Raw genomic sequence first — 12,481 nt, 5'->3', positions numbered from 1 at the left:
GTCGTGGGGCGACCGGCCGGGGAGCTAAGGGTGCAACCGGAGGTTGCTCAAGATCCAGCCCACCACGGCGCCAACGGTCACGACTACCAAGGGAAGAGAGGACACAGCTGCCATCTTGCGCCGAAAATCTGTTGAGAGGAAAGCGGCCGCCTTCGAACTGGATATATGCTCGAACTCTCCTTCATAGACCTGCCGAATAATTCTCTCGACACCCTCTACAACCTGCTCATTGATCTTCTTGTAGTTTCGGCGTCTCCGGCCCGAAAAGCGGTCGGATATCATCCGAATGGCGCGGTTGTCCTCCGTAATCCCCACATGTCGGGCTGATTCGAGGAAAACACGTCCTGATGATGAGATGTTCCTCCTGTCTTGGGCTGATGAATGAGGGGCGTAAACGCGAGCTTGGCTGGCCAGGCGCAGCCCGGCTTGCAAGAGGCGCCGTTTCGGAGACCGTTGTGGTGCAAGAAAAGCAATAAGAGTACAAAGAGCCCCAAAACCAACAGCAAACCCAACACAATAGCTGAAACCGATCCAGGTCTGAAGCAGTTCGAGTTTCCGAAAGAGCATGAGCGCTGGGACGAAAAAGGCAAGAGTCCCAAATCCCCAAGCGCATAGTCCCGCGGCTGTAGACGTGTTTGCCTTCAGATCCAGGATCAGCTCCCGCTGATCACGAACGATTCTTGGCAAGCATCCTGCTGTACGTTTTGCCCATCGCAACTTCAACCTTGGGTAGAACCGCCAGGGATCGCTCGTGGATGCGGCACGGAGGAAGACGTTCCGGACGAATAGCACCGTAAATCCGAGCAGTCCAGCCGTCGCGGACAAGGCGACCAAGATCGTGGCGATTGCCCAGAGGATTTGAGACTCGAGGGAAGACAATGATCGCTCCTTCGGTATTGGTTCGTAGATGTCTTTGTCTGGGGACATCTTTGGTTGTCTATTCGAGGCAAACCTAAGACGAGGCGCCGACATTATGGCGCGGGAGTTGCGTCGTGACCCTCTTTGGAAGCGTCCGGGATCGAATGAAACCCCTATCGGTTGGTATAGGTTACCTATTGGACCAAAGAGGGTCAGGAACCCCCTGACGAGTCCATTCGCGCCACTTTCCCCATCAAGTACCGTCGCTCCTGCAGGCTGCCCGTTTTCTTGGCGGCGGCGAGGTAGGCGGCACGCGCTTCCCCATACGAGCCTGCCATTTCATACAGATGGCCTCGTACCGCATCCAGGCGATGCGACCGACCAATTGCCGAATCCAGCCGGGCCAGCAGCTCAAGCCCAGCGGCTGGCCCATTCACCATGGCCACGGCTACAGCACGATTCAGCGTCACCACGGGACTGGGCGCTACGGCTTCAAGGACTGTGTACAAGGCGAGAATCTGCGGCCAGTCCGTCTCGGCATCAGACGGCGCCTCCGCATGCACAGCAGCGATCGCGGCCTGGAGTTGGTACGGCCCAGCCGCGCCACGTCCAAGCACGGAAGACAGGAGTGCGATGCCTTCCTCTATCTGCCCGCGGTTCCATAGAGTCCGGTCCTGTTCGGACAGCGGCACGGGCATCCCGTCAGCCAGGGTGCGCGCGGCACGACGGGAGTCCGTCAGCAGCATCAGAGCGAGCAAACCGGTGGCCTCGAGCTCTGCCGGCGCGGCGCTCACCAGCAGGCGTGCCAACCGGATCGCTTCGGTGGTGAGGTCTTCGCGTTGCAGCGAGTCGCCCGAGCTTGCGGCGTAGCCTTCGTTGAAGATCAGGTACAGGACGTGAAGAACGACGCCGAGCCTCGCCTTCCGCTCGGACTCCGGCGGCATGTCGAACCGGGCGCCTGCCTTCTGGATCCCTTGTTTCGCACGGCTGATGCGCTGGCCCATGGTCGCCTCGGGGACGAGGAAAGCAGAGGCGATTTCCGCCGTCGTGAGTCCTCCTACGGCCCGTAGCGTCAAGGCGAGTTGCGATGGTGCGCTGATCGAGGGGTGGCAACACAGGAACATCAGGGTCAGGGTGTCGTCGGCTTCAGACGCCGCGCCGTCCTGGAAATTGACCTCCATTGCGGCGACGCGTTCCTCCCGGGCGCGGCGCGCGCTTTCACTGCGCCACACATCAACCAGCCGGCGCGATGCGACAGCCAGCAGCCATCCCTTCGGATTTGTTGGCAGCCCGGATGGCCATTGCAGGGCGGCCTCAATGAGGGCTTCTTGCACTGCATCCTCGCAGGCGTCGAACTGTCCGTGGTTGCGTGCAAGCACGGAGAGGACCTGCGGCGCCAAGGTGCGCAGCAGGTCCTCAATGTCGCGTGGGGGAACCTCGCGTGGTGCAACGGCCAAACTAGACCTCCGGGGGACCGTCCGGGATAGGGCGGAGCTCAACCACTTGCGAGTACTTGACGATGCTCGAGCAGATTTCCACAGCGCGTTCCTCGCTGGCCACATCCACCACCCAGTACCCGATCAGCGACTCCTTCGACTCGGCGTATGGGCCGTCCGTGGTGATGACGCCGTCCGGGGTCTGCTTGACGAGCTTCGCGGTGCTGCCATCAGCCAGCCCTGCGTTAAAGACGAGTTCACCGGAATCGCGGAGGTCCTTGTCGATCTGGATCATGAACCCGATCATTTCCTTGACCCACTCCGGATCGGCGGTTTCCATCATGCCCTCGGCGGACCCGAACATCATGATCATGTATTTCATCTCAAACTCCTTATGAAGTGGCACCCTGTTTGGGTGCTTTCACTCATGGGTCGGAACTGCGGGGCGCTTTTCTACATGGTTCGCAAAGTTTTTTGGGAAAGTTCCTTCACGCCCAACCTAGGCCCGCGCGATCACCTCGCCGTTGGGAATGAGGAAGTAGCCATCGTCCGTGGCTCCCCAGCGGTGCCAGCCCGCAGCGATCCGGGCGAGGTCGGCCTCATTGGCGAACCCGTATTCGAGGGCTTGCTCGGCAAAAGCGGAGTGGAGGACACGTTCGCTCCACACGCGGGACTGCCATGCCCGTTGTTGGGCTGTGGCGTAGAGCCAGTTGCTGCTGCTGGGCGCCACCTGGGCAAAGCCTGCCTGCTGTGCCCACGAGACCAATCGACGGCCGGCATCCGGTTCGGCACCGTTTCGCCGTGCGATCTTCTGGTAGAGCTCCATCCAGTCATCGAGCTCGGGGACTTCCGGGTACCAGCTCATGCCGTGGAAATCGGCGTCGCGGACGGCCACGATCGCGCCCGGTTTTGCCACGCGGCGCATCTCACGCAGCGCGGCGACGGGATCGGTGAGGTGCTGGAGGACTTGATGGGCGTGGACGAGGTCGAAGGTCTCGTCCTCAAACTCGAGATCGTAGATGTTGCCGGTTCGGAACTCCACGTTGTCTACGCCGCGGTCCTTTGCCAGTTCCGTTGCCTGGGCGACGATGTCCGCCGAGCGATCCAAGCCGATGACCTGCGCGGGTGCAACCAGCCCCGCGAAATCGCACGTGATGCTGCCTGGTCCGCACCCGACGTCGAGGACCGACGTCCCCGGGGTGAGATGCGGAATGACAAACGCGGCCGAATTCTCGGCCGTCCGCGAGGCATGGGCCCGGACAACCGACTCGTGGTGCCCGTGGGTGTAAACATCTTCAGGCTGCTGCGCGTTCATAGGGAAACGCTACAACTTCGCCAGGGGATTTCGGCGGAATGCGGTTAGTTGCCGTTCTCCGCGGTTCCCGTGCGGGCCGCTATGGTGGCCTCGATCATGTCTGTCATGAAGCGTCGGACAACGTCCAGTTCGTCAGCGTTGTACGCGCCCATGGCTTGGCCCATACGGATGGCCAGCGGCATGAACATGGCACTTCCATCCTTGTAGGCCTTTGGAGTCATAACCAGCTGGATCTGGCGCCGGTCCGTGCCGACACGTTCGCGCACTACGTGTCCCGACGCGTGAAGCCGGTCCACCAACGCGGTAGTGGCGGGCGAACTCAGGCGTAGTTCGTTGCGCAGGACGCCAGGCGTGACGACCCGACCTGCGGCAGAATGGCGCATGATCACGGCAAGGGCATTGAGATCCGTCCGGTGCATATCGTTCCGGCCGCCTGCTGCGTCGACATAGTGGTTGGCTTCGAGGGTGAAGTCCTGAAGGAGCCGCACCAAGTCCTGGGGCGCCGCTGTTTCCGGGCGTTCGCCACCGGGGTGCGGGCCTGAAAGTTCAGCCATCTTGCCCTCCCACCTGCGTTCGACCGTGATTAGTGCCCTGTCGGATATTACTCCCAGCCCAACAGGAACCCGACATCAGTAGATGGTTCACTCTTGGAATAGTTCCATGATAGAGATATTCTGTGGTGGAATAAAGACTTCGTCACGTCTCGGAAGAAGGACTCATGAACCCGCAGAAGGTACCGTTCTGGCTTCGATGGCTCGTGCCGGTGGTGCTTGTCATCATCTGGCTTGGTATTGCCGGCGTTGGCGGCCCAACGTTCGGGCGGTTGGACGAGGTCTCTTCCAATGACCAGGCGTCGTTCCTCCCAGCAGGCGCCGAAGCGACGGAAGCAGGCAACTGGCAGGCGAAGTTCCGGGACTCCAAAGAGATCCCTGCGGTGGTCATCGTTGAGAACGGGACGGCCTTCACCGCGGCCCAGCTTGGCGAAGCAGCCCAACTGAAAGCTGACATTCAGGCGCTCAAACTGGGGGACGCCGTCGTCGGGCCTCTTCCCTCGGAGGACGGCAAAGCGGTCCAGTTCATTGTGCCAATAGCGTCTTCGGATGAGCTGCGCGACAAGATCCAGGAGCTCCGAGAGGTCGTTCAGCCGGGTGCCCCGGAGGGAACGCGGGCCTTTGTCACGGGTCCCGCGGGCCTGACCGCTGATCTGGTAAACGCGTTCGGCGGCATCGACGGAATCCTCCTGCTCGTCGCGCTCGGCGCCGTGTTTATCATTCTGCTGCTCGTGTACCGCTCACTCGTGCTGCCTCTGGCGGTCCTCCTAACATCGGTTTTTGCGCTTTGCGCAGCGATTCTCCTGGTGTTTGCAATGGCCAAACTGGGCTGGATCCAGCTGAACGGCCAGAGCCAAGGCATCCTCTCCATCCTGGTGATTGGTGCGGCCACCGACTATGCGCTGCTGTATGTGGCCCGATTCCGCGAGGCCCTGACCCACACCACCAACCGTACGAGGGCCGTGGTCGCGGCGTGGAAGGCCTCCTTCGAGCCGATCCTCGCGTCGGGCGCGACCGTCATCATCGCCCTGCTTTGCCTGCTCTTCTCCGACCTGAACTCCAACAAGGCGCTGGGCCCTGTGGCAGCTGCCGGAATCCTTTGCTCGCTCTTCGCCGCGCTTACTCTCCTCCCGGCGCTCATGGCCCTTCTGGGCCGCGCCGCCTTCTGGCCTTTCCGTCCCAAGCTCCTGCCCGACGACGAACGCGAACCTGAGCTGGTTATTGGACTTGAAGGGCAAAAGGGTCTGTGGCGCGCAACTGCTTCCCTGGTTTCCCGGCGGCCACGGACTGTATGGGTGGCTTCGGTCCTGCTGCTCTTGGTGGCCTCGGCTGGCGTCCTGCAATTGAAGGCCAACGGCGTCCCTCAAACGGACGTCATCCTCACGGCCTCCGACGCCGTGGACGGCCAGGACGCGCTGGCGCGGCATTTCGACGCCGGCAGCGGCAGCCCCGCCGTCGTGGTCGCTTCCAAAGATGCCGCGCAGGAAGTGCTGGACAAGGTCAAAGCTGCCGACGGCGTGGGAGACGCCTATCTCCTGGCCGACGGAAATGTGCCCATCACCGGCGCTCCGGGAACTCCCGCCGATCCTGCCGTTCATGAGGGCAAGGTGCTGATCAATGCGACGCTCGACTCTGCCGCCGACTCGATTCAAGCCGAAGAAACAGTGAAGTCCTTGCGGATGGTCGTCAAAGAGGTCGACGCCGATGCCTTGGTCGGCGGGGTCACTGCCACTGCACTGGATACCAACACCACCGCGCAGCGTGACTTGATGGTCATCATACCCATCGTCCTGGTGGTCATCCTCTTCATCCTGATGCTCCTGCTGCGCTCCGTTGTGGCGCCCGTGCTGCTGGTGTTGTCCGTGGTCCTGTCCTATGCGGCAGCCATGGGTGTTTCAGCGTGGGTCTTCAACAGGGTCTTCGGTTTCTCAGGTGCCGATGCCACAGTTCCCCTCTTCGGATTCGTGTTCCTCGTGGCATTAGGTGTGGACTACAACATCTTCCTGATGAGCAGGGTGCGCGAGGAATCGCTGAAGCACGGGACACGACCTGGAATCCTGCGGGGCTTGGGCGTTACAGGTGGAGTAATTACGTCCGCGGGAGTTGTGTTGGCCGCTACCTTTGCCGCCCTCGGAGTCATTCCCATCATGTTCCTCGTGCAGTTGGCGTTCATCGTTGCCTTCGGGGTGCTGCTGGATACGATTCTGGTCCGCTCACTGTTGGTGCCCGCACTCGCGTACGACATCGGACACCGGATTTGGTGGCCAGGAAAGCTTGGCCGCCAGCCTCATGCGGGGACTCGGCCCCGTGAGGAGGAACGGACGGCGGTGGGGCGGTAGTTCGTCATTCGGCCAGTTCCTTATTCGGCCGCGACGACGTAGCCCGCGCCTCCATCAACGGTCACTCGTTGGCCCGTCTTGAGCAGCCGGGTTGCGTTGCCGGTTCCCACGACCGCCGGTATGCCGTACTCCCGGGCAACCAGCGACGCGTGGGCGGCGAGGGTTCCGCCATCGGTGACCACCGCGGCGGCCCGAGCGAAAAGGGGCGTCCAGGCTGGTGCGGTGGATCGCGCTACGAGTATCTCGCTGTCGAGGAAGCTGTCGAATTCCTCCAGGCCTGACATCACCCGCACTCTGCCCGTGGCGCGTCCAGTGCTGGCTGGGTGGCCGACAATTGCACCTGCGGGAACCTCGTGGGTTGTCCTGGCTGCCTCAACTGCGCTCGCCACGGGATCAGCTCCAAACCTGCCGGGTTCGCCAATGATGAGTGGTGCGTCCAGACGCCGTTGCATCTGCCACGTTGCACGGCGGTTTCCTACGAGCTCCCTTTGGTCCGCCGAGGCGTTCATCACCTCACTCAGGTGGAGGAAATGGATGTCCTGCGGGTCTTCGATGGCTCCTGCGGCAGCGAGGTTTTCTCCCAGCCGTTTGGCGCAACGGCGCAGGACCGGCCATCCCAGGGTGAGGTAAAGGGACTGTTCTTCCCGTATGGCGGCGTAGTACTGGGCCATCGTTAGGAGGGAATCAAAGCGGGTGAGGGCCCTGGGACTATCAAGCAGCACTGCCCTGGCCGCGGCTTCGGCTGCCTTTCGTTGTGCGTCAAGCGCATCCTTGCCTGCGGTGGTTGAATCCGCTTCTTGGCTACGGATGCCGGCCTCGCCGTAGGTCGGGTGGTACCAGTCGAGGGAGTAGACGGCCGATTCCGATGGTGTCGCAGTGCTGCCGCTAAGGCCGCTGCTGCCGGTGAGGCCGCGGAGGAGTGCCTGATGGCCGAGCAGCCCTGCGGGTTTGTCGCTCAAGGGAGCGGCTAGGTGCTTTTGCCAGAACCTGGCCAGGGCCGCTTCGATTTTCCAAGCAGATCCGCCGACCACGGCCAGTGACCAGAGGTAGATTCCCGCCTGCTGGGCGATGGCGTTCACAAGCTCGATGAGCCTTGCCGGGGATGCGGTGTCCACTTCCTGCTCGGCACTGCGCACGAGTTCCCGATAGTCGGGCAGCAGTTGGTGTCGCCATTTAAGTTCCAGCCCATGGAGAACAGCGCGGTGCGCCGCAGCCGGATTGCGGGAGACCCGGAGAAGGACGTTGAAAAGGAACCATGGCAGGCGACCACGGCTTCGAACTATCAAAGGCGCCACAATCCTTGGGGACGGAATCGGCGGGGCGTTGTAGTACCAGCCGTTGACGGAGCCGTAACGAAACGGCACCCGCACCTGAATATCGTCCTCCATGCCGTCGAGATACCCGGCCTCGATCCGGGGCAGAAGCCAGTCCTCGAACAGCGGCGTCATGGGATCTGGAAGCCATTCACCGAGCCTGAAGTTCCGTGCCCACAGGCCTTCGCCCGGAGCCGTCCAAGCTGCTGGCGTGGGAAGCGCCGTCATCGGGCGGGCCTGAAGAAGGAATAGGGCACCGTCGTGGTCCAGCGCCCACTCGATGTCTTGCGGCACTCCCGCTCGTTCGTGGATCCGACGGGCCAGCGCCGCTACTTGCCGTGCTTGGTCCGAGGTGAGGATGGTGCCGTCCCTGTTGCACGTGGCGTCGCTGGCGCGGACTGTCCATTGCTCTCCGACTGCTTCACCGGACACGAGCGACTCCCCAAGACCCGCGACGGCAGTGACAATGGTTTCGTCGAGGTCGCCGGTCAGTGGGTTGGCAGTAAAGGCAACGCCGGCGGCATGGGGCTGGACCATCTGTTGAACGAGTACCGCCATGGAAGGGCTTGCCGCATCGCCGCGGGCCGCTGCTCCGAGAGCAGTCTCATACGCTGCAACTCTATTCTCCGCAGCCGAAGCCAAGCATTGCCTGACAGCCTGCTCAAGGTCATCCCGCTCAACGTTCAGGAAGGTTTCGTAGAGACCAGCATAGGAAGCGCCGGCGAGGTCCTCGGCGGCGGAAGAGGACCTGACAGCGTACGGTCCCGGACCTATCCTGCCGGCAGCAACTTTCAGAGCGCCCGCGAGGTTGTTGCCGAGTTGCCCGACCACCTCCGACGTGACGACGAACCCCGCTGGCACCTCGAAACCCTCTGCCGTGAGCTCTGAAAGAGTGGCTGCTTTGCTGCCCAACACCGCCCGGTCTGCGCTCGCAGAGCCAAGCTGCGGAAACTCGCTTATAGCCATGGCTCTCCCTCTTCGCAGACACTTCCGGTTTCAGACAGTGGCGGTTTTAGATAGTCGCGGAGCGTCTTTCGATCATTATGGTGTCGCGCCATTGCCCCGCGAGTGGGCCAAGAGGCATCCGGGCGATCCGATTCCGTCGGCCGACAACTGTAAAGCCCTCCGCGACATGCAGCCGGATGCTCGCTTCATTCTCGGGAAATACGCTGGCCTGGATCGTCCAGATTCCTGCTTCTTCAGTGGAGGTGATCAGCGCGCGGAGAAGGGTCTTGCCTACACCCAAACCACGGGCTTCCCCGGCCACGTAAATGGAATGCTCCACGACGCCCGCATACGCTGCACGCGAGGAGATGGCGGATACGGCTGCCCAACCGAGGATCTGGCCTTCTGCTTCCGCGACCAGTCGGTGATTCTTGAGCCTTGTAGCGTCGAATTGCTCCCACTCAGGAGCAGCGGGCTCGAACGTGGCGTTCCCGGACTCGATGCCTTCAGCGAAGATCTCCCGGACCACCGGCCAATCGGGCGGGGTCATTTTGCGGATCCGGACCTCGCTGTTGCGCATTGACGGGGTGTTGGGTGTCGTCTCCCTTGTCCCTGTTGTCTCGCTTCTCACAGGGTCTCCAGCAGGCCGGAAGTCCGCTCAATGGCACCCGGGACCAAGGAGTAGTACGCCCATGTGCCCCGCTTTTCGCGGTGCAGGAGACCGGCATCCACCAGGATCTTCAGGTGGTGTGAGACCGTCGGCTGGCCGAGGTCCAGGGGCTCGGTGAGATCGCAGACGCACGCTTCGCCGCCGTCCGCGCTTTTGACGATGGACAACAGGCGGAGCCGGTTGGGATCGGCCAGTGCCTTAAACACGGAGGCGCGGACCTGGGCCTCATAGGCATCGAGGGACGGCTGGGCTGAAGGCTCGCAGCAAGCTTCATCGCCAGCACTTGCCGGCCCATCCACAGCTGGGAGCTCGTCCGCGTGTAGCCGTTGAAGGGTTTGCGGGGAGTCCATACATCCATTATGCACATAGATTGACAATCATCGATATAGATGCTGATACTTATATCGAACTTCATCAATCTAATGCCTTGGCTGTTGCCGGGCAGAATTCCAGGAGCCTAGTGAGCACGCCGAGCAGACCACAGCCCGTAAGCCTGAAGGCGGTGCCGCCGTCGTAGGACGGCTTTCGGCAGTGGACCGTTTGCTGCCGGTATGGATCATCGCCGCCATGGCGCTGGGCCTGATTTTGGGAGGTCTCGTCCCGGGCCTCAATTCGTGGCTGGAAGCCGTGAAAGTTGGCGAGGTGTCCTTGCCAATTGCCGTCGGGTTATTGGTCATGATGTATCCGGTCCTGGCGAAAGTGCGATACGACCAAGCGGGCAAAGCGCTGACGGATCGTCGGCTGATGGTTACCTCCTTGGTGATCAACTGGTTTTTAGCTCCAGCGTTCATGTTCGGGTTGGCGTGGATTTTCCTTCCTGACCTGCCCGAATACCGCACAGGACTCATCATCGTCGGCTTGGCCCGCTGTATCGCCATGGTGATGATCTGGAACGACCTCGCTTGCGGAGATCGAGAATCAGCTGCCGTGCTGGTATTTATTAATTCGGTATTCCAAGTGATCGCATTCGGAGGCCTTGGCTGGTTCTACCTCCAGTGGCTGCCAGCCCTCCTGGGCCTGCCCACCACCAGCGCGGACTTCTCCTTCTGGGCCATCACGGCATCAGTACTGGTCTTCCTGGGCATTCCACTGCTAGCCGGCTTCCTCACCCGAAGGCTGGGCGAACTGGCGAAGGGCCGCGACTGGTATGAGGCCCACTTGCTTCCAAGGATCGGGCCCTGGGCGCTGTACGGGTTGTTGTTCACCATCACGCTGCTTTTCGCCTTGCAGGGTGGAAATATCATGACGCGACCGTTGGATGTCCTCCGGATCGCGCTGCCACTGCTGGTTTACTTCCTCGTGGTATTCGGGGCCGGGATCGCGTTGGGCAAATGGCTGAACCTCGGTTACGCCAAAACCGTCACACTCGCCTTCACTGCGGCTGGCAACAACTTTGAATTGGCCATCGCCGTGGCCATTGGTACCTTCGGCGTCGCGTCCGGCCAGGCGCTTGCCGGCGTCGTTGGGCCCTTGATTGAAGTACCCGTACTTGTTGCACTTGTCTATGTAGCCCTCTGGGCACGCAAGCGCTATTTCACTCCCGCAATGATCGCTGCCCCACCCTTGGAGGAGAAGCATGACCACTGAAACCAACAAGAAGCCCTCCGTCCTGTTCGTCTGCGTCCACAATGCCGGCCGATCCCAGATGGCCGCCGCGTTCCTGACCACCCTCGCCAAGGGGGAGATCGAGGTCCGTTCCGCCGGTTCCCAGCCAGCCGACAAGGTCAACCCGGCCGCCGTCGAGGCCATGGCCGAACTGGGCATCGACATGTCCGCCGAAATCCCCAAGGTACTCACCACCAAAGCCGTCAAGGAATCCGACGTCGTCATCACCATGGGCTGCGGTGATGAATGCCCGTACTTCCCCGGCAAGCGGTATGAAGACTGGGTCCTGGAAGACCCCGCTGGCCAGGGTGTTGACGCGGTCCGGCCTATTAGGGATGAAATAAAGACGCGCATCGAGGGCCTGATCGACTCCCTCATCCCTGCGTCCAAGTGATCCGGCTTCCCGTATAGGAGAGATTCTCGTGAGTAATGACGTCAGCGCTGAACAACTGATTATCATCGGCTCGGGCCCTGCCGGCTACACCGCGGCCATCTATGCCGCCCGGGCAGGGCTCAAACCGCTCGTCCTGGCCGGTTCGGTCACGGCGGGTGGCGCTTTGATGAATACCACCGAGGTGGAAAACTTCCCCGGCTTCCCGGGCGGTATCCAGGGCCCGGAGTTGATGGACGGACTCCAGGAGCAGGCCGAGAAGTTCGGCGCCCGCATCGTGTTCGACGACGTCACGGAAGTTGATCTGAAAGCTCACCTTAAGCGCGTGGTCACCGGTGCGGGCGAGACGCACGAAGCGCCCGCCGTCATCCTTGCTACCGGCTCTGCCTATAAGGAACTTGGACTGCCGGAAGAGAAAAAGCTCAGCGGGCACGGCGTCTCTTGGTGCGCCACCTGCGACGGCTTCTTCTTCCGAGAACAGGACATCATCGTGGTCGGCGGTGGAGACTCTGCCATGGAAGAAGCCACGTTCCTGACACGTTTCGGCAAGTCCGTCACTGTCGTGGTCCGCAAGGGTGAGCTCCGTGCTTCGCGCATCATGGCCCAGCGCGCCAAGGACAATCCCAAGATCAGCTTCGCCTGGAACTCCGCCGTCACCAAGATCCACGGCGACACCAAAGTCACCGGAGTGACTCTCACTGATACCCGCACTGGAGAAACCCGGGAACAGGCTGCCACAGGGATCTTCGTTGCCATCGGTCATTTGCCCCGCACCGAGCTTGTTGCCGGGCAGGTGGACCTCGACGCTGAGGGTTACATCAAAGTCGATTCGCCCACCACCTGCACCAATCTCTCCGGGGTCTTCGCATGCGGAGATGCCGTGGATCACCGGTACCGCCAGGCGATCACCGCCGCCGGAACGGGGTGTGCTGCAGCGCTGGATGCCGAACGATTTCTGGCGGCACTTGAGGACGCAGACAGCATAGCTACGGCACTCGTGGAAGAACCCACCCACGCCTGAGGATCCTTAAGCGCCTGAGCATTTTCAACGATGAAAG

At 61.7% G+C, this 12,481-nt stretch carries 12 protein-coding genes; 4 read left to right on the top strand and 8 right to left on the bottom strand.

Annotated elements, in window-relative coordinates; genetic code table 11:
• Positions 1-24: 24 nt before the first annotated feature.
• The 5 genes from VUN82_22155 to VUN82_22135 all read right to left on the bottom strand — a co-directional run bounded on the left by VUN82_22155 (position 25) and on the right by VUN82_22135 (position 4,163).
• A complete protein-coding gene (locus VUN82_22155; GenBank protein XAS71751.1) occupies positions 25-879 on the bottom strand; it encodes a hypothetical protein in 855 nt (284 codons plus the stop codon).
• A gap of 191 nt (positions 880-1,070) precedes the next feature.
• Positions 1,071-2,315 carry a DUF6596 domain-containing protein gene (locus VUN82_22150; protein ID XAS71750.1) on the bottom strand — a complete coding sequence of 415 codons (1,245 nt, stop codon included), beginning with the start codon at positions 2,313-2,315 and terminating at the stop codon, positions 1,071-1,073.
• Position 2,316: 1 nt separating this feature from the next.
• The gene (locus tag VUN82_22145) at positions 2,317-2,676 is read right to left on the bottom strand and encodes a YciI family protein (protein ID XAS71749.1); all 360 of its coding nucleotides are present in this window, start codon (positions 2,674-2,676) and stop codon (positions 2,317-2,319) included.
• A 117-nt stretch (positions 2,677-2,793) separates the two neighbouring features.
• Positions 2,794-3,609 (bottom strand): methyltransferase domain-containing protein, encoded by an 816-nt coding sequence (locus VUN82_22140; GenBank protein XAS71748.1) that lies wholly within the window; start codon positions 3,607-3,609, stop codon positions 2,794-2,796.
• 44 nt (positions 3,610-3,653) lie between these two features.
• A complete protein-coding gene (locus VUN82_22135; GenBank protein ID XAS71747.1) occupies positions 3,654-4,163 on the bottom strand; it encodes a MarR family transcriptional regulator in 510 nt (169 codons plus the stop codon).
• A gap of 164 nt (positions 4,164-4,327) precedes the next feature.
• Between VUN82_22135 and VUN82_22130 the strand changes: the two genes are divergently transcribed.
• A complete protein-coding gene (locus VUN82_22130) occupies positions 4,328-6,499 on the top strand; it encodes an MMPL family transporter (protein XAS71746.1) in 2,172 nt (723 codons plus the stop codon).
• Positions 6,500-6,519: 20 nt separating this feature from the next.
• Here VUN82_22130 and VUN82_22125 read toward each other — a convergent pair whose 3' ends face one another.
• From VUN82_22125 to VUN82_22115, 3 genes are all read right to left on the bottom strand, one after another.
• Complete coding sequence (locus VUN82_22125) at positions 6,520-8,778, bottom strand: PEP/pyruvate-binding domain-containing protein (GenBank protein XAS71745.1); 2,259 nt, start codon at positions 8,776-8,778, stop codon at positions 6,520-6,522.
• Positions 8,779-8,824: 46 nt separating this feature from the next.
• Positions 8,825-9,307 carry an N-acetyltransferase family protein gene (locus VUN82_22120; GenBank protein ID XAS74768.1) on the bottom strand — a complete coding sequence of 161 codons (483 nt, stop codon included), beginning with the start codon at positions 9,305-9,307 and terminating at the stop codon, positions 8,825-8,827.
• 77 nt (positions 9,308-9,384) lie between these two features.
• Positions 9,385-9,777, bottom strand: coding sequence for a metalloregulator ArsR/SmtB family transcription factor (locus VUN82_22115; protein ID XAS71744.1), 393 nt, complete (start codon positions 9,775-9,777; stop codon positions 9,385-9,387).
• 181 nt (positions 9,778-9,958) lie between these two features.
• On the opposite strand from VUN82_22115, the gene arsB reads away from it, so the two are divergent.
• From arsB to trxB, 3 genes are read left to right on the top strand one after another with little or no spacing between them, the layout of a single operon-like run.
• Positions 9,959-11,014: an ACR3 family arsenite efflux transporter gene (arsB, locus tag VUN82_22110; protein ID XAS71743.1), complete on the top strand. Its 1,056-nt coding sequence runs from the start codon at positions 9,959-9,961 to the stop codon at positions 11,012-11,014.
• Positions 11,004-11,426: an arsenate reductase ArsC gene (locus VUN82_22105; GenBank protein ID XAS71742.1), complete on the top strand. Its 423-nt coding sequence runs from the start codon at positions 11,004-11,006 to the stop codon at positions 11,424-11,426. The genes arsB and VUN82_22105 overlap by 11 nt, the downstream gene beginning before the upstream one ends.
• Before the next feature lie 28 nt (positions 11,427-11,454).
• A complete protein-coding gene (trxB, locus tag VUN82_22100) occupies positions 11,455-12,444 on the top strand; it encodes a thioredoxin-disulfide reductase (GenBank protein XAS71741.1) in 990 nt (329 codons plus the stop codon).
• The last annotated feature ends 37 nt before the right edge of the window (positions 12,445-12,481 follow it).

Source organism: Micrococcaceae bacterium Sec5.1 (assembly GCA_039636795.1).
GTDB lineage: Bacteria > Actinomycetota > Actinomycetes > Actinomycetales > Micrococcaceae > Arthrobacter.
Note: the sequence above shows the minus strand (reverse complement) of the source record. Positions and strands in the feature narration are given on the sequence as shown.